Annotated in this window: 26 protein-coding genes and 2 pseudogenes; 15 read left to right on the forward strand and 13 right to left on the reverse strand. The window is 35.2% G+C overall.

The genetic code is table 11. The features are described from left to right. Window positions 1-284: 284 nt before the first annotated feature. The 4 genes and pseudogenes from JFU50_RS00005 to JFU50_RS00020 all read left to right on the forward strand — a co-directional run bounded on the left by JFU50_RS00005 (window position 285) and on the right by JFU50_RS00020 (window position 3,907). A pseudogene (locus JFU50_RS00005) lies at window positions 285-1,644 on the forward strand (IS1182 family transposase). An 845-nt stretch (window positions 1,645-2,489) separates the two neighbouring features. After that, window positions 2,490-2,840, forward strand: a complete 351-nt coding sequence (locus tag JFU50_RS00010; protein ID WP_201221162.1) for an S-Ena type endospore appendage — start codon at window positions 2,490-2,492, stop codon at window positions 2,838-2,840. A 211-nt stretch (window positions 2,841-3,051) separates the two neighbouring features. Further along, window positions 3,052-3,390 carry an S-Ena type endospore appendage gene (locus JFU50_RS00015; protein WP_201181274.1) on the forward strand — a complete coding sequence of 113 codons (339 nt, stop codon included), beginning with the start codon at window positions 3,052-3,054 and terminating at the stop codon, window positions 3,388-3,390. Between the two features lie 181 nt (window positions 3,391-3,571). Continuing rightward, window positions 3,572-3,907 carry an S-Ena type endospore appendage gene (locus JFU50_RS00020; RefSeq protein ID WP_201181276.1) on the forward strand — a complete coding sequence of 112 codons (336 nt, stop codon included), beginning with the start codon at window positions 3,572-3,574 and terminating at the stop codon, window positions 3,905-3,907. Between the two features lie 309 nt (window positions 3,908-4,216). On the opposite strand, the gene JFU50_RS00025 is transcribed toward JFU50_RS00020, so the two are convergent. Continuing rightward, the gene (locus JFU50_RS00025) at window positions 4,217-4,555 is read right to left on the reverse strand and encodes a YolD-like family protein (RefSeq protein WP_201221164.1); all 339 of its coding nucleotides are present in this window, start codon (window positions 4,553-4,555) and stop codon (window positions 4,217-4,219) included. 223 nt (window positions 4,556-4,778) lie between these two features. Between JFU50_RS00025 and JFU50_RS00030 the strand changes: the two genes are divergently transcribed. Next, window positions 4,779-4,991 (forward strand): hypothetical protein, encoded by a 213-nt coding sequence (locus JFU50_RS00030; RefSeq protein ID WP_201183530.1) that lies wholly within the window; start codon window positions 4,779-4,781, stop codon window positions 4,989-4,991. 105 nt (window positions 4,992-5,096) lie between these two features. Here the strand turns inward: JFU50_RS00030 and JFU50_RS00035 are convergent, their stop codons facing one another. The 4 genes from JFU50_RS00035 to JFU50_RS30390 form a co-directional block, all read right to left on the reverse strand. Continuing rightward, the gene (locus JFU50_RS00035; RefSeq protein ID WP_201221166.1) at window positions 5,097-5,429 is read right to left on the reverse strand and encodes a hypothetical protein; all 333 of its coding nucleotides are present in this window, start codon (window positions 5,427-5,429) and stop codon (window positions 5,097-5,099) included. Window positions 5,430-5,497: 68 nt separating this feature from the next. After that, window positions 5,498-5,770, reverse strand: coding sequence for a hypothetical protein (locus tag JFU50_RS00040; protein WP_201181282.1), 273 nt, complete (start codon window positions 5,768-5,770; stop codon window positions 5,498-5,500). A 302-nt stretch (window positions 5,771-6,072) separates the two neighbouring features. Beyond that, window positions 6,073-7,161, reverse strand: coding sequence for a GerAB/ArcD/ProY family transporter (locus tag JFU50_RS00045; protein WP_201221168.1), 1,089 nt, complete (start codon window positions 7,159-7,161; stop codon window positions 6,073-6,075). Between the two features lie 908 nt (window positions 7,162-8,069). Continuing rightward, window positions 8,070-8,282, reverse strand: a complete 213-nt coding sequence (locus tag JFU50_RS30390) for a hypothetical protein (RefSeq protein WP_201181286.1) — start codon at window positions 8,280-8,282, stop codon at window positions 8,070-8,072. 808 nt (window positions 8,283-9,090) lie between these two features. Between JFU50_RS30390 and JFU50_RS00060 the strand changes: the two genes are divergently transcribed. Together JFU50_RS00060 and JFU50_RS00065 are read left to right on the forward strand one after the other, a co-directional pair. After that, window positions 9,091-9,402, forward strand: a complete 312-nt coding sequence (locus JFU50_RS00060) for a CotD family spore coat protein (RefSeq protein ID WP_201181289.1) — start codon at window positions 9,091-9,093, stop codon at window positions 9,400-9,402. 297 nt (window positions 9,403-9,699) lie between these two features. After that, window positions 9,700-9,888, forward strand: coding sequence for an aspartyl-phosphate phosphatase Spo0E family protein (locus JFU50_RS00065; protein WP_098177536.1), 189 nt, complete (start codon window positions 9,700-9,702; stop codon window positions 9,886-9,888). A gap of 92 nt (window positions 9,889-9,980) precedes the next feature. Here the strand turns inward: JFU50_RS00065 and JFU50_RS31325 are convergent, their stop codons facing one another. The 3 genes and pseudogenes from JFU50_RS31325 to JFU50_RS00080 form a co-directional block, all read right to left on the reverse strand. Continuing rightward, window positions 9,981-10,109, reverse strand: coding sequence for a hypothetical protein (locus tag JFU50_RS31325; protein ID WP_274606901.1), 129 nt, complete (start codon window positions 10,107-10,109; stop codon window positions 9,981-9,983). A 117-nt stretch (window positions 10,110-10,226) separates the two neighbouring features. After that, complete coding sequence (locus tag JFU50_RS00075) at window positions 10,227-10,430, reverse strand: hypothetical protein (RefSeq protein WP_201181291.1); 204 nt, start codon at window positions 10,428-10,430, stop codon at window positions 10,227-10,229. 167 nt (window positions 10,431-10,597) lie between these two features. Further along, window positions 10,598-10,747: pseudogene (locus tag JFU50_RS00080) on the reverse strand (DnaB-like helicase C-terminal domain-containing protein); the annotation flags it as partial. Between the two features lie 270 nt (window positions 10,748-11,017). Between JFU50_RS00080 and JFU50_RS00085 the strand changes: the two are divergent. Next, on the forward strand, window positions 11,018-11,206 hold the full coding sequence (locus tag JFU50_RS00085) for a hypothetical protein (RefSeq protein WP_098177535.1): 189 nt from the start codon (window positions 11,018-11,020) through the stop codon (window positions 11,204-11,206). Window positions 11,207-11,247: 41 nt separating this feature from the next. On the opposite strand, the gene JFU50_RS00090 is transcribed toward JFU50_RS00085, so the two are convergent. Beyond that, window positions 11,248-11,472, reverse strand: a complete 225-nt coding sequence (locus tag JFU50_RS00090; RefSeq protein ID WP_201181292.1) for a hypothetical protein — start codon at window positions 11,470-11,472, stop codon at window positions 11,248-11,250. 164 nt (window positions 11,473-11,636) lie between these two features. Between JFU50_RS00090 and JFU50_RS00095 the strand changes: the two genes are divergently transcribed. Continuing rightward, window positions 11,637-12,131 (forward strand): FUSC family protein, encoded by a 495-nt coding sequence (locus JFU50_RS00095; RefSeq protein WP_201181293.1) that lies wholly within the window; start codon window positions 11,637-11,639, stop codon window positions 12,129-12,131. A gap of 31 nt (window positions 12,132-12,162) precedes the next feature. On the opposite strand, the gene JFU50_RS31690 is transcribed toward JFU50_RS00095, so the two are convergent. Then, complete coding sequence (locus JFU50_RS31690) at window positions 12,163-12,408, reverse strand: Fur-regulated basic protein FbpA (RefSeq protein WP_309558917.1); 246 nt, start codon at window positions 12,406-12,408, stop codon at window positions 12,163-12,165. Window positions 12,409-12,470: 62 nt separating this feature from the next. Beyond that, window positions 12,471-12,902, reverse strand: a complete 432-nt coding sequence (locus JFU50_RS00105; protein WP_242485295.1) for a DUF6944 family repetitive protein — start codon at window positions 12,900-12,902, stop codon at window positions 12,471-12,473. Between the two features lie 427 nt (window positions 12,903-13,329). On the opposite strand from JFU50_RS00105, the gene JFU50_RS31875 reads away from it, so the two are divergent. From JFU50_RS31875 to JFU50_RS00115, 3 genes are all read left to right on the forward strand, one after another. After that, complete coding sequence (locus tag JFU50_RS31875; protein ID WP_201225214.1) at window positions 13,330-13,557, forward strand: hypothetical protein; 228 nt, start codon at window positions 13,330-13,332, stop codon at window positions 13,555-13,557. Then, entirely contained in the window at window positions 13,518-13,670 is a 153-nt protein-coding gene (locus JFU50_RS31880) for a cupin domain-containing protein (RefSeq protein WP_446728159.1), read from the forward strand. Before JFU50_RS31875 ends, JFU50_RS31880 begins: the two co-directional genes overlap by 40 nt. 84 nt (window positions 13,671-13,754) lie before the next feature. Next, complete coding sequence (locus JFU50_RS00115) at window positions 13,755-14,558, forward strand: cupin domain-containing protein (RefSeq protein WP_201224980.1); 804 nt, start codon at window positions 13,755-13,757, stop codon at window positions 14,556-14,558. A gap of 1,037 nt (window positions 14,559-15,595) precedes the next feature. On the opposite strand, the gene JFU50_RS00130 is transcribed toward JFU50_RS00115, so the two are convergent. Beyond that, window positions 15,596-16,231 carry a GH25 family lysozyme gene (locus JFU50_RS00130; protein WP_201221173.1) on the reverse strand — a complete coding sequence of 212 codons (636 nt, stop codon included), beginning with the start codon at window positions 16,229-16,231 and terminating at the stop codon, window positions 15,596-15,598. 48 nt (window positions 16,232-16,279) lie between these two features. Then, a complete protein-coding gene (locus JFU50_RS31705; RefSeq protein WP_309558915.1) occupies window positions 16,280-16,426 on the reverse strand; it encodes a hypothetical protein in 147 nt (48 codons plus the stop codon). A 968-nt stretch (window positions 16,427-17,394) separates the two neighbouring features. On the opposite strand from JFU50_RS31705, the gene JFU50_RS00140 reads away from it, so the two are divergent. The 3 genes from JFU50_RS00140 (at window position 17,395) to JFU50_RS00150 (ending at window position 19,343) form a co-directional block, all read left to right on the forward strand. After that, window positions 17,395-17,901, forward strand: coding sequence for a hypothetical protein (locus tag JFU50_RS00140; protein WP_201221175.1), 507 nt, complete (start codon window positions 17,395-17,397; stop codon window positions 17,899-17,901). 143 nt (window positions 17,902-18,044) lie between these two features. Further along, entirely contained in the window at window positions 18,045-19,016 is a 972-nt protein-coding gene (locus JFU50_RS00145; protein WP_201221177.1) for an amidase domain-containing protein, read from the forward strand. 183 nt (window positions 19,017-19,199) lie between these two features. Further along, window positions 19,200-19,343: a hypothetical protein gene (locus JFU50_RS00150; RefSeq protein ID WP_201221179.1), complete on the forward strand. Its 144-nt coding sequence runs from the start codon at window positions 19,200-19,202 to the stop codon at window positions 19,341-19,343. Window positions 19,344-19,423: the final 80 nt, after the last annotated feature.

The raw sequence follows: 19,423 nt of genomic DNA on the forward strand, positions 1-19,423 counted from the left end.
CAGACTGTAGACAAACTCGATGAAAATCGAGTTTGTCTACAGTTTTTTTGAGGGGTTGTAAAAATTCGACGTTGATTTCCACTCCAGGCACTCGCTTTCCGCGGGCGGTCAGGGAGCCTCCTCGGCGCCTTTGCGCCTGTGGGGTCTCCCTTGGACACGCATTTCCCGCAGGAGTCTCGCACCTTCCGTTCCAATCAACTTTGTTTTAACAATTAGATATAACCACTTTTGCCTACAGTCCTTTTTGTTTTAATATAGAAGTATTAAAACTTGAGGTGATGACGATGCTTTCGAAACATAATTCTATTCAGCGAGATCAACTTGAAATGATTACTTTGGATCAACTGGTGCCAGCGAACCATTTGGTTCGTAAAATTGAGGGGGCCATTGACTTCACTTTCATTTATGACTTGGTGAAAGATATGTATTCAGAGATAGGGCGCCCAAGTATTGATCCAGTTATTTTAGTTAAATTGACATTCATTCAATATACCTTCGGTATTCGTTCGATGCGTAAAACGATTGAAGAAGTTGAAACGAATATGGCTTACCGTTGGTTTTTAGGTTACGGTTTCCATGATAAAGTACCTCACTTCTCAACGTTCGGGAAAAATTATGAGCGTCGCTTTAAAGATACAGACCTGTTTGAACGGATTTTTTATCGTATCTTAATGACAGCTTCAGAAAGAAAGTTAATAAGTGCAGAGCACGTATTCGTTGATTCAACACATGTGAAAGCCAGTGCGAATAAGCGAAAATTCGAAAAGAAAATCGTTCGTAAGGAAACACGAGCATATCAAGGACGCCTTCAAGAAGAAATAAATCAAGATCGTGAAAACAATGGAAAGAAGCCTTTTCCACCGGATAAATTTGATAAAGAAGAAACCAAAGAAATTAAAGAAAGTACAACTGACCCTGAGAGTGGCTACTATGTAAAAGATGAACGAACAAAACAGTTTGCCTATTCATTTCATGCGGTCACGGACCGCAACGGTTTTGTGCTGGGGACGATTGTAACACCGGGAAATACGCATGATAGTCATATCTTAGAGCCTCTTGTTGAACAAGTGATTGAGAAAGTTGGAAAACCTGAAGCTGTTGCCGCAGATGCAGACTTACAAAACACCAGCCATTACAAGCTACCTTTTTGGGAAAGAAATCACACCAGCTTTACCCTATACACGTCCACGAACAAAAGAAGGGTTCTTTCGCAAGCATGACTATGTTTACGATGAACATTTTGATTGTTATCTCTGCCCATCGGGCGAGATTTTAAAGTACTCAACAACAAATAAAGAGGGCTATCGCGAGTACAAATCACCCAAACACACTTGTGCGACATGCTCATTTTTATCACAGTGTACAGTAAGCAAAGACAATCAAAAAGTGGTGACACGCCATATCTGGCAAAATTATATGGAAGAAGCAGATCATCTGCGTCATCACAAGGATGTAAAACCTATATATGCGAAACGTAAAGAAACAATAGAGCGTGTATTCGCAGATGCAAAAGAAAAGCATGGTATGCGTTGGACTACTTTAAGGGGACTTAAAAAATTGTCGATGCAGGCGATGCTTACTTTCGCTGCCATGAATTTAAAGAAGATAGCCAATTGGACATGGCAAGGTCCAAGAATGGCTTAATAAAGTGGGCTCGTAGAGGCCCAATCTCTTATTCTTGAGCAAAATTCAAAGGGAATTTCAAAAGGGGTCCGGAATTAAAACATTCCGAACCCCTTTTGTCTACAAACTGATACATCAATAGAATAATTGATGTATTTTTTTTGCTCACGTTGGTGGGCAATCGATGGGCAATTATCTATTTAATATATTTCCGGAAAATCTGCCCACAAAATAAAAAAACCTGACACGAAAGGCGCCAAGGGTTTTAGTTATTAATAAGTTGACATATATTGTTCGCGTTCTCATGGGTGAACTTATGTGCGGAACATATCTTCGCCTTTCTTACTTTTTCAGAATGATACATATATGCTTATTTAATAAGGTATTAGATAGATTGTATACAAATTCCCATTAAGTTTTTTCACCTTTTAATTTTTATTATGTGGTCAGATGGTTGTCAATTATATTTCGGATCACCTAATGTTTTTTATGGGTTCACCTATAGGTCTTCATGATTTGTTTTTATAAATTCAGCAACCTCCATTTTTGAAGCAAATCACTTAATCCAATAGCAAACATTTTAAATGAAGTAACGTGATTCCCATAAATACGCCAAAAGTAGTCCCATTTTTAATCATAAAACCATTGTTCGAGCTATAAGTACAGGCAACTTGTCCAGTATGTTAATAGAAATATAGTAACTTGAATTAGGAGGTGCTAGTAATTTGAGTGAACAAAAAAAATGTTCAGATTGCAAGCACAGTAAATGCAGATGCAAGCATAAAAAATGTAGAGTTTGTGGGCACAAAAAATGCAAATGCAAAGTCGAGAAAAAAATCAAAGTGAAAGTAAATGTACCTACAGAAATGTCAGTACCAATTGTATGCAATAGCACATGTGGTAATCTGTTATTGACCGAGCAGGTTCCGAGTCTAGAAATTTGGAAAGCGAAAATTGCGATGGACGCTACCGTAACAATCTCTGTATTCAATAGCGCTATGAGCACTGCATCGGTTCAGGTTCTCGTGATTCGAAATGATGGAAGCCCAGTTGAATTCTCCGTTCCTTCTGGCAATACGCTTTCAGCAACAGTAGATGCTGCCGAATCGATTATCGTATTTAGGATAGACACAGGGAGAACTGAGGGGAAATATTTTTTGGAAGTATGCTTTCCTGTTATTTGTGATGACCAACGTAAACATAAAAAAGATAAATAAGACCTCAAGGGGTTCTATTCTATTCTTTATCCTTCCCCTGTATTCCTCATTTTTAAGGGAAATTGCCTTCCACCTTTTCTAGTTCTTTTAATGAAATAAAAATAATTCAGCAAATGTTACACTCATGTCAGTTGCAAGATTGCAAAATTTACATTCTATAATACTGAATGGCTAATACAAGCTGTTTAATAGTAAATAGGAGGAATTCATAATGTGTGGTTCAAATGGAATTAACGGAGGTTGCTGCCCTCCTGCACAGGTGTTTCAAGAAAAAATTTGTGGTAATTTTAACGGACCTTTAGCAGGTGTTGAAATATGGTCTGCTCCAGCAGGCGCTTATTCTTCAGGAACTTTTGAAATTTTCAACTCAGCTTCTAGTACGGCTACAGTAACGGCTACGGGGACATCAACTCCAGCAATAGCTTTAAGTGCTGCTCCAGGAAATACTGACTCACAATCAGTTAATCAACCTACTAGTTTTACTATTACAGCAGGTGCTGGAGATAGTGGGTCATATTGTATCAATTTGTATAAGCGTGTTCTAGCGTAATAAAGATATAAAGGAATACCTTTTTCTAAGTTATTACTCTATATCTTTTAAAACGGACAAGATATATAAGAAATTTCTATAAATCTTTCATACTCTATTACAGGAATGAAGATTAAGTATCGCACAGATAAAACGTATCTGGAAAAAATTTTTCGAAAGGAGAAATATACAATGTGTTTTAGTGACTCTTGTTGTCCTCCTGCTCAGATATCAAGAAAGCATTTGTGGTAATTTTAATGGTCCAACAATTGGAGTAGTAGATGAGACGGTATTTACTGCTCCCGTTGGTGCTTACATTGAAGGGACTTTTGAGATTTTTAATTCTGCTGCAAGCGTTTCAACTGTAACAGGTACAGTCAATTCATCAACAGCTCCTGTTACAACTACGATCGGGCCAGTACCACCAGGAAATACGATTGGTAAAACTGTACAAAATCCGATTTCTTTTGTTATTCAAATGCCCGCAGGAACAAGTGGGACATACAGTCTGACGCTATACAAGTGTATTCTAGCTTAAAACACTTTAAGTGCTGCCCCAGGAAATTCAGACTCATAATCAGTTAATCAACCTACTAAAATTGCTATATCCTCACTAGCAAATGGGTTCTGGTGCAAATATGATTTGTTCGAGTTGATGAAGGAACACAAAAATAAACAATCTTTTCTCAAAACATGCTTTTGTACGTTTATCAAGAGTTATAGCATAAATTTGTTTAACCTATATTTCAAAGAGCTACAGAAGAATCTGCGCCAATGGTCAAGCAGAAAATTCACAACCTTCTTTAACAGAAAAACAGGCTCCTCTCAACTATGAGAAGGACTTTTTTTAATCCTCTACGATCACACCAATAACCTCATCAAACTGAATATATTCAAATGAATTATCTTTCTTTTGAATATGTAACAATTTATTAATTGAGTATATGTATACACTATGACCCTGTAATTCTCTAGGAAACCTCTTATTATATAATTGAAACTTTATCGGCAAATGGTTTTCCATCGAGTAATGAATTTGATTTTCATATTCTTCTTTTTGATAATCATCAAGAATTGGTTTTTCTTGTCTAAAATAGTCTTCGTTCATTTGCTTTTGAAATGCTTTATGCTCAGGTAAAATTAAGGCTACTTGCCACTTTAGAATTCCTCGGTCACGAATAGACATCTTAAGAGGACCTCCCTTTTTAATCATTACAAACGAGCACACGTTCTTTAGAAAGTAAAAAAATCTCTTCCCCAATTAAGGAAATTGCATTCCATTGAACTTAACATTATTTATGGTTATTTAATTTTATTACTTGGCGTTATTACAGGCCATTGATTGATGGGAATATGAATGTTAAATATAGATGGTACTTACATACAAAAGAAACTAATTTTTTGCAGATTTGGAGGATTCCCCAGTCGCTAATTCGGGATTTAAGAAAGCTCCTGATTGGGCCGCTGCAATTGCAGCCTACGAGTGGATTCAACAGATTCAAAATGAATTTGGTTCTAGTAAAGATTTCAGGATAGATAAAGTGGTTTATAACGGAGACAATGATATTACGGAGTTAATTAAGAAGGGTAGGCCTATAATTGAGGATGATTTGCCTTTTTAAACAGAAATAAGCCTCTCTCTAATGAGAAGGGCCTTAAAATTAGAAGTATCTATACAATTTCATATTCGCTCTCTCATAGTTGCTCTTAGCCACTAACTTCTTTTCTCAATAAGGGTAGTATGAGTATGGGTATGGGTAGGGGTATGGGTAGGGGTAGGGAGCATATCCTGGATATCCATAACCATCATATCCATAGCCACCATAATAGGGTCCTGCAAACAACGCTCCTGCAGCAAGACCTTCTTCAAAAGGAATTCCACCTCCAACTGGAGCTCCACCAGCACTACCTCCAACACCACTACCGTGACCAACGTGACCAACACCACCAAAACCTCCGACATGACCAAAACCTCCGATGTGACCAATACCACCAACACCAACAGCAATTCTTCTTAAATAATTTGCATTTATATCTTCATTTATTATTAAATCATACATTTTTAGTAATTCCCCCAATTCTTTATTTGATTTAGATTATGTAAAGATAAGTAGGATGTTTAGGTTCATTACCTAGAGATATGTACATTCGTGGAATTCTGCTTCTTGTTTTCCGTAATAGATAGGATGTCTTTATCGATTTCCCACCGTTTACCTATGTCTTCCCCTCTTCTAGGCAGGATGTCGATAAATCGACCAGTTATCCTATTATCCTCAATTTCCACACGGTCCCTAAGTTCACCTCCCCAAGTATTAATACATTCTGTATACTTTCCCGTTTCAATTTCACCTTCCTTCACTTCCTTTACCAATTCGATCATGTTTCTTTTTAAATTTGCCATTTCAAAACATCCCTTCGTTTTTTAAAGATTTGATAAACATTGATGTTGATTTTTGAACAAATAAAAAGAGACCACTTATTGTGGTCTTCTTTAGTTCATCCTGTGGAACTATTTCAACTGTTAGTTCAATAAGGAAAGCATGCCTTATTAAAGAACTGCGCCCTTTAATGGTATAACACCTAATCTTCTAATAGCGTTTATTGTTAAGATAACTATAAAGGTTTTCATGGATGGTTTGTGTAAAAATTACAGAATTCCACAGAAGTTACTTAACAAATAATACCCAATCTTAGTTTGGTCCATCATTTTTTGTGAACTTTGGCGATTGTTAGTAATAACAATGGTAACAGAAACCCGAATGTCATTGCATAAAAAGGCCAGATGTCTGAAATAAAGTTACTATAATAGACGGTATTGGGTGCCATAATCAATGTAAAGACAATCAAAATCATACCAAATGGAAAAACCAAAGGACGATAATCTTGCAATTTTAACGTTTGTGCCAGACCTAAAACGGTCACATAAAAAAACAAACTAAATCTAATAAAAATTGTGATGAACCATATTATGGCTAGTATTGCTTCCAGCCTCGTCAGGAAATTAGTGATATTGATTTTCTGAGCCAATTTATAGCTTGGATAAATTTCTTTTGCTGTTAAATCGACACCAAGAACAAGAATGGCTAACATTGTTATTATGATCAAAACACTTCCAGCCAACAATTGACCGACAAACAGACTTTTTCTTATTCTGTCTTTTTGACTCACGAACGGGAGGATCATCAGAACCGCAACCGGTTCTATAAAGGGAAAGACAATAAATGGTATAGACCCCCGTATAACTGGTTTCACTCCTCCCTCCCAGACGGGTTGCAGATTTTGAAATTTAATCTCAGGCAATAGAAGAATCATCAATGATGATAAAAGTATTACAACAAAAGGAAACAATATTTCCGCGCTTCGGGCCAAAGGTTCCAAACCGAGACGTGCGGACATGAGGACGATACTCATAAAAAGAAACATGATCACTTGAATTGGAGTTTCAGGCATAATCTGACTTGTCATAAAATCACCAATTTCTCTCAGGTAAGTCGCTGTGGTTATAAAAAAGTAGCTTATAAATAGAAGCGAAATCGCTATTCCCAGCCACTTACCCAAAATTTTTTGGCTGTATTCCACTAATGTTAAATCAGGATAGCATTTCCTTAAAGCGTCATATAAAAAGACAACCAATAACGGTGCTATCGCCACGCTAAAAATACCAGAAACCCAACCATTTTGTTTTGCTTCAGAAGCGACAATGGAGGGAATAACTAAAATAGAATCACCAACCGTATATAATATCACTAATATCGTCAGTTGACGGCTTCCGATTTTACCCTTCTCGAGCATTTTGATAAGTTCCTTTCACGACAAAACGGTAAGTTATATACAAACGGTAAAAAAACAAAGAAGAGCAAAATTTTTTTCCTTTTTTCTAGCTTACTCAGCTCATTTGTGATTTCATAACCATTATTGACAGAAGATGAATATACAAACCCTTTTGAGGACAAGTTATTCAACAACATCATTTAATAGAGCATTAAATTAAATAAAGATATAGCAGGAGTATTCCAGCTCTTTATCCTTCTAGTGTCTCTACTCTCGCTACTATTTCGTTCCACTGTTCTTCCGTCGGGATCCATCAGCACCCTTGTCGCTTTGAGCCTTGCGGACCCGGAACACCTTCTCCTCCGTCCTTTACATTACGGACATAGCTTACAACCTCCCCTGCAATTTCCGCATTTATTGAATATCCGCTGATAGGAGGCGCCTCTTCTCCAAGAGCTTCAAGGATTTTTCCATCTTCACCAGTTTCAACAGAAACACCTGCTTGAATGTCTTCTCACGCTTCGACCTTCCACGTTTCTCTTTTCTTAATAGTTACATAGACAGTTTCGCCTTCTTTGATCGCTCTTGTTACTAAAAAGTCAGGTTCTCTTTCTTAAGCTAAACGAATATTAATTTCATTTTCTTTATCTTCGATTGCTAATACTACTAATCTGTTAGCGGGAATATCTTCAACTACAACAGCTTTAAAGTTTGACATTATCCTTCAACTACACCTTGCTCTCCTTCATTTTTTCCTGGATAAGGCTTGCCAAATATCTTTTGGAATAGAGAATCACGGTTGTCTGTTTCACCTTTTTGTCAGCTCCGAACAGGATTTTCCAGCCCCTTGAACATAACGCTCCATAAATTCTCCAGTTATTTCTTCATTATCAAATTCTTCGTTTTCTTCTTTGGTTTTACCGGAAATTTTAGAACATATGAACATTCCTTTTGTAAGCCCACCCACTCTTTAGATCCGTCCTCAAATGTCTTGGTAAACACTGCTGCCACATAAGGCCCAACGCTTTTGCAACTTGGTCGAGAAAACCATCTATAACCTTATTTACCTCGTCCACACTTTGTGATTGACTATTCTTCATTTCCTCGTATTTAAAGCCTTTTTGTTGAGTAACTATAGCCACGGACTTTCCGGAGAAAGCTCTATAAATCTTGTTGATATAATTCTGTAGTTTTTCCTGCCCTTATTCCGTTTTATCACTGACAGCCTCTATATGAACCACACCACGTATCTGATTCTTGCGTTTCTAAAATTCTACGATTCTACTAAATAGTTCCCCATATTCGGCATATAGACCATCAAGCATAGTTGATAGCTTTTTATTACTGTATTCCAGGTCAATAATATCGTTCATTTTGAAGGAACGGTTAAAAGTAAAATTTTTAACGGTCACATCTGTGAAAGTATCCTCAAAAATCGCATATTCGATTCGTGTAAAAGAGTCAGTGCATCAGCAGCCCCCTATTAACCTCTTGCACCTGTTAATTTAGTAAGAAAAAAATAGCTATTTTACCGAAAATGAAACCAATAATAAATATAGATGATTATTACAAATGCAATGATTTAACGGTTAGAAAAAATACAGTGCGATATCTTACTGTTAACTGATGTTATTTTTATTTGTGATTAATTATCAGAGACGCATAAAGGCCGGAAAACTGAATTACTTTATCTCACAGATTTTGTCTGCATAAGTGTGGTCTAGCTTTAAACGCATCAAAATGTTGGATTAGATACATTTGGAATGCTGTTACATATCGTCATAGTTAATTCGAACTGCGCAATATTATCATATAGAAATTGTATATGTGCAATATAAATTTAGCTTTTTCAATGTAGGTGTATTGAAAAGAGGCATTAATACTAGTCCATTTATTATTGCAGTTCATAAACTATCAAAGGTTTATAAAATAATAATTGGAGGTTTTGAAATGTATAATAAATCATGGGGTTCTACAAACTGCGGCCAATGTCCACCACAATATTGTCCGCCACAAACTTTTCCTACTCAGTATGATCCACCTCAAATTTCACCTACAAAGCAATTTGTTAATACGAATGTATCGAACACGGTGATACCTGTTGTTCATCCTTCACATACTACAACCGTGAATAAGCATGTGAACACGTATAAACATTATTTCCCGCATACACAATCTGTGGTGAATGAGTGTTGCACTCAAAACATTATTTGTGGAATGCCACATAATCCTTGTTGTCCGCCGATGCCATTCAGATATTAAATTTAAGCCCCTATTTGGGGCTTTTATTATTAATTTTCTCCTTCTCTCACAGTTTGAATATATCAATTCACCTACTTCGTTACATTCTTTTTCATATTTTATTAATTCAAAAATGAGGAATATGGGTCGCTTATTCATACTGTACGGTAATTTTATCCCTATACTTATGAGGTCCAGTCAATAATGATAAGGGTCTAGTTAATAGTTGTTTGATAAGATTTTGTAAAACTCTTGTCTCTTTGTTAAATATTATCTATAATATTACCTATTGATTTTATTTTTTGAAGATTATTACAAATGAACAAGAGAAAGGTTTTGAAAACTGAAGTGTTATCCCTTAATGAAATGAAAAGCAATATTGATTGCTTGAGAGCCCATTTGATTGAAATTGGAACCTTAAAAGGACTTTCTCATCCCGAAACGATTAAATCTAGTCAAGAGTTAGATAAGTGGTTGTACAAATATCAAAAATCCATATCAAACTGATCCTATATTCCGGAAGTTACTTTTTCTACATTCTTCCTTCACAGTCATTGTCCACTATTCTTCAGCCACTTTAACGCAATCCAAGCATTCTTTTAATCGATTTGGTTCTTTGATTTTCCGATGCTCTCTTTTGGAACAGCATTATCGTTTTGCCACATAATCATTGTTTCCCCGAAAACTCCAATTGGTAGAATCATCGGAGTGAGTTTTCGGTTGCTCACAATATAAATCATATTTGCTTCTAAACTAATTTTCGCTTCCTATGCCACTTGATCCACCCCCTATCTTTCTTTTGCGAAAGTATTTAAATCAATAATTTTTAACATTTGCTTTTCCTCCTAAAACCACTTATTAGCGTCACTGGTTGCATTGATTTCTTTATACTCTGCTAGAACTAACTCATATTTCAAATCATCATAATCCAGTAATTCAATGGACTGTCCGTGATGGGAGTTAGTCACTTCAAGTGCTATCAACTTTCCCAAGACAAAATTCCGTTTCATTTGGTTTTGAGATTGTGCAGCATCATATAGCTGACCCATAAATACTTTTCTGATATTCTTTCAACAACTCATTCATTCTCGGCCTATTATTCTCCTTTAAAAAAAGATCGAGTACTGATTTATCGTCAGTAAAGTTGACCGTGTTTTTTTCGTATACCAGAAATTCAATCAACAAACGGAGTGATGTATGCTTGTTTTTGACGGACTCATGATAAAGCTCTCAAACCGTCATGTCTGCGCTCCAGATTGAGGAACACCCCATATTCTTTGATGAATGCAAGTGATATGGTTCCAATGGGACCATTTCTTTGTTTACCAATAATAATTTCTATAATGTTTTTGCTCTCCAATTGCTGTTTTATTTAAAGGCGTAATGTAATTTTCCGTAGCAACATTATCCCCTCAATTTGGACAATGGGCCTTCTTACGAGGAGCTAGTTTCCCATGGATTTCAATAATTAATATGCAATCATTGCAAATGTACTTCAATTTAGCACCCTCCTTAATTGCCTAATGCATGGCTTATTCGAACTGTGCAGTAATAAAATCAATTAATGGTTTTAAAACCAACTTTATCATGGTAACCTTTTTATAAATATATTTTACATATATAAGGAGGGAATAAAATGTCTCTTAACGTACGCCTTTTTATAACCATAGTTACTGCTCTTTTATTTGTCATTCTTGTGTTCATGAATTTTTTGGGATATTGGAAAGCCAACTCAGCAATACAAATTCTTTTTTTCTTTATTATGGTAGTATCTATTTTCAATGCGGGTACTGAAACCGGTAAAAATCTAAAAAACAGGAGCTGATTGGAAAATTCTAATTGGCTTTTTTACTGCACAGTTTGTGTCTACTCTTCGATTCTTCTTAACTTAGCAATCCAAGGAGAAGAAAAATCTTCTACCTTGAATCTCCTCTGTTCGAATGAAAGATTATGAAGCACTTCAGATTGAGGATTTTGCTGTTTAAGAGGAGAAATAACCTCAAATCCTCTCGCCTCTAAATCCTTGATATCTTGTTCAACGTCATACTTCCTTTGACGACGTATAATAATCGGCTGCATATGCCTGGACATTAATACCCTTCTTCCTGACGTTTCCCTTTCAGCGTCATACTTTGGTCACCTTCTTTTTCTTCTTAGGCTTGTTCAACTACATAAAAAAACAATTAATCTATATACATAAAAATTCACCATAGGAAGGATTCTATAAAAAGGTAGAATATTACACCGAGGTGAATATGAAAACAAAAAAACACGAAGTTCCAAATAAGAACTTTTCAATTCTAATATGGAAAATGGCAATAGGTTCTACTCTGTCCTGGGAATTATCAAAACTATTGGGTTCTGATCATCCTTACTTAGCTCCACTCACGGTCATCCTATGCCTTCAATCAACAATTGACATAACGGTCCAACGATCCATACAACGTGTAATTGGAACCATGATTGGTATTTCCGTAATTGTACTCATTGCAAGACATATGAGTATAAATGGATGGAATTTAGGACTATTAATTCTTTTAGGATGTTATATCACACAGTGGTTAAAATTTAACAAAACAGTAATTCATCAAGTCGCACTCACGATATTATTTGTCTTTGTACTTGAACACCAAACGAAACATTATGCCATAGATAGAATGACAGATACTCTGGTCGGTGTAATTATTGCAGTTTTGATACAGTTTGTTTGGTTCCGTCTAATTTTCAAGAGAAAGCAACAAGCCCGGTAGTAAAGATTTACACAAATGACGTTTCTTTTTATTAGTCATGTATTTTCCTCACTTTTGCTTTTTCAGTATCAAATATGCTTTCTAATTCGGGTAAGGAAAGTTCATATAATTGTCGACCCTCAGGAGTTTTGAAATAATCCATTATCAAAAGTTCAGATTTATAAAAATCCCTTTGCAAAACTATGGATTTATTTAATTGATTAGTGGAAACTTTTTTTCGGGCAATAATCGGGAAGCTGGTAAATCCATTAGAATTAAAATACTGCCCGATAATCACCCGATAAATGCCCGATTAATCTTGAGCTGATTTGAGTTATTATCTGTGTTTCTGTTCTTTTCTTATTCATATACTCCTCCAATAGCCTGTAATGAGTTCCCTGTAGATAGTAATAGGTTTCCAATAATGTTTTCTGAATGGCCTGGGAGGGGATTGAGCTCGATTCCGTGTCCCACGTTAATAAGTCCACCTAACGCTTGTATCCAGTTCCCGGTAATGAATATTTTCTGTGCTGTTTGTTTTTTTAAGTTAATAACCAACCCAGTAATGACGGTAGTATTCCCAATTGACTGAAATTCCTTCCCAATTTTTCGAAGGGCGTCTCCTTGCCCTTCAGCTTGTAAAGCATTACCCCCTGACTGTAAGACGTTCCTCCACAAACTTAGGTCTTCACGCAAATTAGTTTTTATGAAGTACAGTGGCGAAGCTCCAATCGCAGCAGAAATTGTTCCCACAACTACTATCACAGAACCAAAGATCTCTTTAAATTTCATTATTCATTTCACACCGCCAACCTATTATTAGGTTATAGCCTATGTATATGAAAATTGATGTTTTTATGTCAACAGGCTTTATGTATACGATTCCTCATAACTTACGGCATCATATTCAACGCCCCGCCCCTTTAATCAAAAGAAAAGAAAGATGCCGTCGCGATCATCCCCCTGTTTAATAAAAGCATCCTTTTAACTAGGTTAAGTTTTTTGTGACTTGTTCCGCCAGTAATTATTGTAGTGTAAACGAAAAAGATAAGAGGCTCCCTATTACAACCTTCACCTTATGTTCATTTTATGTAATAGGTTTCAGTTGCCTATAGGTACTTATCTGATTCATATTGCATGTCGTTATCCCATATAACATTATAGTAATACCTTATTATTCGCATTATATAAAAATTCTTAGGCAATGGGAGGAAGATTCATGGGGAAGTCTGGATTCGTACCTGACAATACAAACATAAAAAAAACAAGTGGAACTCCTAATCTCTTTTTCGACTCGAAGGATAATATCTTCCACGAAAGAGACCCTGAAAATGTTGTATTTACGGTTACTTCGACACAACTTCCTGCAATGGTGCTTTTAGTGACGTTTATCTTACAAAGGGACATATTCGGGAACCTCATTGGCATCCTAACGCTTGGGAGTTAGATGTTGTTATTTCGGGTGAAGCCCAAATCTCAATTGTTGACCCAGATACTAATAAATTGCATACCTATATTGCAAAACCTGGTCAAGTTGTTTTTATTCCCATGGCTTGGTGACATTGGATTATACCTAAGTCAGAAAAATTGCATATGCACCTGTTCTTTAACAATGACCTATTTGAATCAGCAGAGGGTTCTAACATGTTGCGACTAACACCACCAGAGGTTTTTCAACTTGCATACGGTGTTGATGCTAACAAAATTGCCAGTGCATTAAATCCAATTAAAGAATCAGTCGTAATTGGACCGCCTATTCCTATAACTCACCAACCTTTGAACAGGAACACTGGATTTGTCCCTGACAATACAAACATAAAAAAAACAAGCGGAACACCTAATCTCTTTTTTGACTCAAAGAATAGTATCTTCCACCAAAGAGACCCTGAAAATGTTTTATATGAGATAACCTCGACCCAAATTCCTGCAATGGTGGGTGGTGCTTTTGCAGACCTCTATCTTACAAAGGGACATATTCGGGAACCACATTGGCATCCTAACGCTTGGGAGTTAGATGTTATAGTTTCAGGTGAAGCCCAAATCTCACTTATTGACCCAGATACTAATAAATTGCATACCTATATGGTGAAACCTGGTCAAGTTGTTTTTATTCCGATGGCTTGGTGGCATTGGATTATACCTAAGTCAGAAAAATTGCATCTCCACCTCTTTTTTAACAATGACCAACGTGAAGCAGCAGAAGGTTCTGATACGTTACGACTAACACCTCCAGAAGTTTTCCAACTAGCATATGGTGTTGATGCTACAAAAATAGCCGATGTATTAACTCCAATTAAAGAATCGGTCGTAATTGGACCACCTCATCCTATAACTCACAAAACTTACACACCGAATACAAATCGTGTAAAACCAGAAGAAGTTCCAAAACAAAATCAAAAAAAAGAAGAAATAGCAATCAATATAAATGGTAAAAATTTTAAATTATAAATCATCATCGATTTGGTAAAAACCATGCCTTTTTCCTTCAATTCTGCAGACTAATTTTTTATTAGGTGTTAAAGTGGATGATTTGTATAGAAATTCAAAGCAAACACGGGTCTAGTAAGGATTTCCGGATTGACAAAGTAGTTTAAAACGGAGAAAACGATATTACGGAGTTAGTGAAGAAGGTTAAGCCTATCATTCAGGATGATTTGCCTTTTTAATTGTAACTGGACTGTTTAGCTTAATAAGGAATTTATAAAAATGTAGATTGTCATTCTAATCAACCGAAATAATTTTGATTAAGAGGAATGAATTTATGTTAATATATGGATTGATTGCATTTTTAGTGAGAGGAGTGTTTTGAATGACAAAACGATGTACTGGTGAGAGGTAAATTGGATAAGAAAAAATATTTTATTCTATTACCGCCAGCATTGATTATAGGAATAATTTTAATAATATATCAATATCATCATTCAAAAGAATTTAAACCTTATGTACTTTTAGTACCCTTGGTCTTCTGGCTGTTCTATTATAGTTGGATATATATTGAAAAGAGGAAAATGAAGAAGTTCAAATAATTATTTTGAACTCGCTCGGTTAGGTTAATTTTTCTCACGAATGCTAACGGGGGCAAACCACATTCAGTAATATATCTCTTAAAAGGTAGTAAAAGTTCCTAAATAACGGGGAGTTGAATAAGACTTAAATCCTAATAAGTCCCCTCTAAATTAAGAGAAGGACTTTTACTTATTTCACACGTAATTTTTGACCGACATAAATTTTATCGATATCCTTTAAACTATTCCAATTTTTAATTTGGGTTGTGGAACTTCCGTATTTTTTAACTAATGCTGATACGGTGTCGCCACTTTTAACAGTATGTTACTTTTTGGTACTATTTGTTGATACTGATCCAGTGACTTTAAGTTTCAGACCGATATTAATTTTGTCTGGGTCTTTAATTCCATTAAGACTTACTAGGGCTTTTACGGTTGTTTTGTATTTTTTTGCAATCAAGCTAAGTGTGTCGCCTTTTTTTACAGTATAAGTTGTTGTGGATGTACTGGATGTATTGGCGGGCTAACAGTATTTTCTGTGTCCGTGAAATCCCTATAGGCTACATTTAAATCTACCTTTGTGCTAATACCATTTATTTTACCTGAATCAGAATGTTGCCAAATATCTGCGCTACGTCCCAATGTGCTGTTGTATCGAGCAATCCACAAAGTATACTTCTTCAATCTTGATTCATCTAAAGCATTTTCAAGAAAGGATTTACCTGTATATAACATAGCAGTATGTCCTGCATCTTCAATGGCCTCTAAAAATGCAATAACGGCGTCAGTTAGCGTCTTTTTCTTTGCATTTTTTTTGTTTTCTTCAAGGTCAAGAACAGCAGGGTAATTTAAACCAATAGAACTGATAGAATCTATAAAATACGCAGCCTCAGCCTTTGCTTCTGCTTCAGTAGCAAACTTAGCATAGTGATAGGCCCCCACTTTTAATCCCGCTGACAAAGCTTTAGGAGCATTTTCTTTAAAGTAGGAAAGCTTAGAATAACTCGTTCCCTCGGTTGCTTTAATAAATACAAACTTCACACCATCTTTTGCGACTTTGTTCCAATTAATTACACCTTGCCAATGTGAAACATCAATTCCTTTTATAGTTGTCATATTAATATCCTCCTCTTTTTTTAAAAGAATAGCCACCCAACGGGCAGCTTATTTTGAAGTTCCTTCTCTTTTTGCTATTAACTCATATAGCCCTGTTCCACCAAGACCAGCGAATGCACCAGCCCATAACCTCAAAACAATATCCATATCTGTGAATGGAAAAGAAACTGAACCTATTCCTAGTCCGATTACCAAGCTTAAGTTAGGTAAAAATATTGTTTGGTATAGTAACGGTTTGCTTAACGACTTGAACCACTGCTGCTACTATTGGTGCTAAAATAGTTTTAAAAATTAATACTTGGTGCATGACTTCGTTTTCTATATTAAACATCTCCTTTTTTTTCGATTTGATCAATGCGTTTATGTGCCTGTTTTGTACTTTCATCTATACGTATAACAGTCTCTGACAATGCAGTCCAACGTTGGTCACTAGCTTTAAAATCAATCCTAATTGAATCAACTGATTGACCAATATTGTCTAATTTTGTTCTTATAATTGCCGATTCTGTAGCATCACTTTTAACATCCTTGTCCCTATTTCTGTTAAATGTAAAGAAATCAATAATAACACTAGCAGTTGATTACACCGATTTCAATTGTCAAAACATGACCTCTTTGAACGCTCTATTTATGCATAATAAAAAGCCGTTTCAAAATTTAGAGACGACTTGAAATTTGTTGCGATTTAGTTTTTTAGTTACCGCACAGTTTGTTCCTATTGGGGTCCTACCACATCGCCATCAAGCTAACAATAACGAGTTACCCCAAAACGATAATAACGAGTAAGATGCACAAAATTTTCGTTCTGGGGTATTATGATATCTTGCCTTGATGGGCATGTGGTTTTTTTTGTCATGCGCATTTTTAGAGTTACCATAAACCCATTGATATCACTGGGTTTGTGAAAATATCATGTTCATATTTTATTTTTATAAAAAAAGATAGTTTACTTTAATAGCTTATGGTAAATTAAGGTAACGTAGTTATAAAAAGTTATATAAGGGGAATTTCATGAAAAAGATGTTGGGAATAAAGTAATTACAAAAGTTAAGTTAAGGCAAAACCAATCCACCATTTTAAATTATAAAATACGACAAAAAAAATGTTATAATTTAACTGTTAATAAAAGGATAAATACATTAGACTGTTCAGGAGGTTTTTTTTTGAAATTCTCATTAGGAAAGAATAAGGTCCTAGCCATGTTTCTAGCTCTATCTGTAGTTATTATTGGATGTTCTAATAGTGAGGTTACAGTGACAGAGGATATGGATAAAATCATTACAGATACAATAATAGAAGAAGGTAAAGATTCTGTCAGTTCGACTGATAAACAATTCGAAGCTCACAAGATTTATGGGACTGAGGAAAAAGATGGTATAACTAGCGTTTATCTTCACACTGTTTATGAGGGATATGATAAAGGGACTGGTGACGAAATTAAAGCTGGGTTTTCTTATCCTGTTTTGATTAAATTAGCTAAAGAGAAAAATGCATATGTAGTAAAAGAGTATAGGATTCCAGAAGATGGCGCTGAATATACAAAATCAATTGAAGAAATGTTTCCTAAAAAATATGCCAAAAAAGCAATTAACCAAAAAGAAGATACTGTTCACGAATTGGAAAAAGAGATACAAAAAGAAGTTGATAATTGGATAAATAGTACAAAGTGAACAAAATCAATACTAGTAATACCCTTATCTTCTGATAAGGGTATATTTTTTTAATGAATTAATTTGTATAAAATTGAATTATATTACATTTTTTACTTTTTATGTTTATAATTAAATTTGCACTAAAAATTAGGAGGAGTTATATGAAAAAAGAATTAATTTCGTGTTTTGTTTTTACATTATTAGTTTTTGGACTTTTTCTGAATGCTAATCAAGGTTCGGCGGCTGAGAAGCAAAGGGATGATTATACATTTGGAGAAGTAGAAAATATTTTAGTTGAGTATTTGAAAGCAAACGGGTACTCATTTAATATTGGTTCAGAGGAATTTACTACATACGTTATTGAACAATTAGATAATGATACTGACGAACAATTAGCACCTAGAGATGATTACGGATTGATTACAGCTTATTTAGCAGAATATTTGTATAGAACATCAATAGTAGAAACTGAAGTAGAAAAAGATAGCGTATTGTCTTTAAATGAATCTGAAGAAGAAATTAGTGCCGAATTAGATTCAATTAGTGACATAACACTTGGTGAAATGGCAAAGGAAATTGAAGAACAAGAAGCAGCAGATGAATTGACAAGCGAAAGCACAATTGTAGCATATAAAACTGGGACAGTAGATGTTGCTGCTGGTAGAAATTATGCTAAAAAATATGCCCATGACTATAACCCAAACTACCCTGAATATTCAAATGATTGTACTAACTTTGTCTCTCAAATATTATCTGCTGGTGGAAGAAGACAGGTTGTTAATCAAAGCACCGCAAAATTAACATCCGATAATAAGTATTGGTATATTAAGAGCTTACCAAAAGGTGGAAAGGGAAGAAGTAAATCATGGTCAGTAGTTCCAGATATGTATTCCCACCTAACAAGAACACAAAAGGGGTATAGCAGTACAAGTAAACAGAAAATCATTGATAATGCTAAGGCTGGCGATGTAATACAATTTAAGAAAGCTGATGCAGATAGATATACTCATGGTATGTGGGTTTATTCAAAGTCATCTAGCAATCTTAAACTTTCTGGTCATACAAATGATTATGTAGAAAGAAGCTTTAATGCTATTACAGGTTATAAAACTTTTAGAATAGTAAAGATGTAATAGTTCAAAAAAGGCCCAAATACAACGTTTACGAACATGGTTAATAAAACAGAGAATATTTATAATTTTATTTCTTGGAATCATCATCGTTTTTGCAATCAAAGATCCAATAAGGTACTAATTAGGGGTCTTTACTAATTAATATGTTTAGTTTTTGACAAAGAAGACCCCTCCTTTCACTAAATGGAGGGGTCTTCTTTTTTCAAGGGTTACTGCGAAGAACTAGGTTTATCTATCAGTGAGGCGGTCTGTCTACTGGTAGAACGTGAAATGGTAGGGACCGAGAGTGTATCCGAAGAACTAGCGACTACAGATAATGTAAAATGAATGATGATATAGTTGATACGAATACAAAAGTAGTCAAAAAGTCTATTAATAATGGTACTTCAAATACAAATAGATTCGTA

The organism is Peribacillus sp. TH14 (assembly GCF_016651145.1).
GTDB classification, from domain to species: domain Bacteria; phylum Bacillota; class Bacilli; order Bacillales; family DSM-1321; genus Peribacillus; species Peribacillus butanolivorans.

What these genes read in the sequence shown, in the direction of transcription:
- JFU50_RS00010 (WP_201221162.1), top strand. Translation starts at nt 2,490, where the DNA reads ATGTCAGTACCAATTGTATGCAATAGCACATGTGGTAATCTGTTATTG.
- JFU50_RS00015 (WP_201181274.1), top strand. Translation starts at nt 3,052, where the DNA reads ATGTGTGGTTCAAATGGAATTAACGGAGGTTGCTGCCCTCCTGCACAG.
- JFU50_RS00025 (WP_201221164.1), bottom strand. Translation starts at nt 4,555, where the DNA reads ATGTCTATTCGTGACCGAGGAATTCTAAAGTGGCAAGTAGCCTTAATT.
- JFU50_RS00035 (WP_201221166.1), bottom strand. Translation starts at nt 5,429, where the DNA reads ATGTATGATTTAATAATAAATGAAGATATAAATGCAAATTATTTAAGA.
- JFU50_RS00040 (WP_201181282.1), bottom strand. Translation starts at nt 5,770, where the DNA reads ATGGCAAATTTAAAAAGAAACATGATCGAATTGGTAAAGGAAGTGAAG.
- JFU50_RS00045 (WP_201221168.1), bottom strand. Translation starts at nt 7,161, where the DNA reads ATGCTCGAGAAGGGTAAAATCGGAAGCCGTCAACTGACGATATTAGTG.
- JFU50_RS00060 (WP_201181289.1), top strand. Translation starts at nt 9,091, where the DNA reads ATGTATAATAAATCATGGGGTTCTACAAACTGCGGCCAATGTCCACCA.
- JFU50_RS00065 (WP_098177536.1), top strand. Translation starts at nt 9,700, where the DNA reads ATGAACAAGAGAAAGGTTTTGAAAACTGAAGTGTTATCCCTTAATGAA.
- JFU50_RS00075 (WP_201181291.1), bottom strand. Translation starts at nt 10,430, where the DNA reads ATGGGTCAGCTATATGATGCTGCACAATCTCAAAACCAAATGAAACGG.
- JFU50_RS00085 (WP_098177535.1), top strand. Translation starts at nt 11,018, where the DNA reads ATGTCTCTTAACGTACGCCTTTTTATAACCATAGTTACTGCTCTTTTA.
- JFU50_RS00090 (WP_201181292.1), bottom strand. Translation starts at nt 11,472, where the DNA reads ATGTCCAGGCATATGCAGCCGATTATTATACGTCGTCAAAGGAAGTAT.
- JFU50_RS00095 (WP_201181293.1), top strand. Translation starts at nt 11,637, where the DNA reads ATGAAAACAAAAAAACACGAAGTTCCAAATAAGAACTTTTCAATTCTA.
- JFU50_RS00105 (WP_242485295.1), bottom strand. Translation starts at nt 12,902, where the DNA reads ATGAAATTTAAAGAGATCTTTGGTTCTGTGATAGTAGTTGTGGGAACA.
- JFU50_RS31875 (WP_201225214.1), top strand. Translation starts at nt 13,330, where the DNA reads ATGGGGAAGTCTGGATTCGTACCTGACAATACAAACATAAAAAAAACA.
- JFU50_RS00115 (WP_201224980.1), top strand. Translation starts at nt 13,755, where the DNA reads ATGTTGCGACTAACACCACCAGAGGTTTTTCAACTTGCATACGGTGTT.
- JFU50_RS00130 (WP_201221173.1), bottom strand. Translation starts at nt 16,231, where the DNA reads ATGACAACTATAAAAGGAATTGATGTTTCACATTGGCAAGGTGTAATT.
- JFU50_RS00145 (WP_201221177.1), top strand. Translation starts at nt 18,045, where the DNA reads ATGAAAAAAGAATTAATTTCGTGTTTTGTTTTTACATTATTAGTTTTT.
- JFU50_RS00150 (WP_201221179.1), top strand. Translation starts at nt 19,200, where the DNA reads ATGGAGGGGTCTTCTTTTTTCAAGGGTTACTGCGAAGAACTAGGTTTA.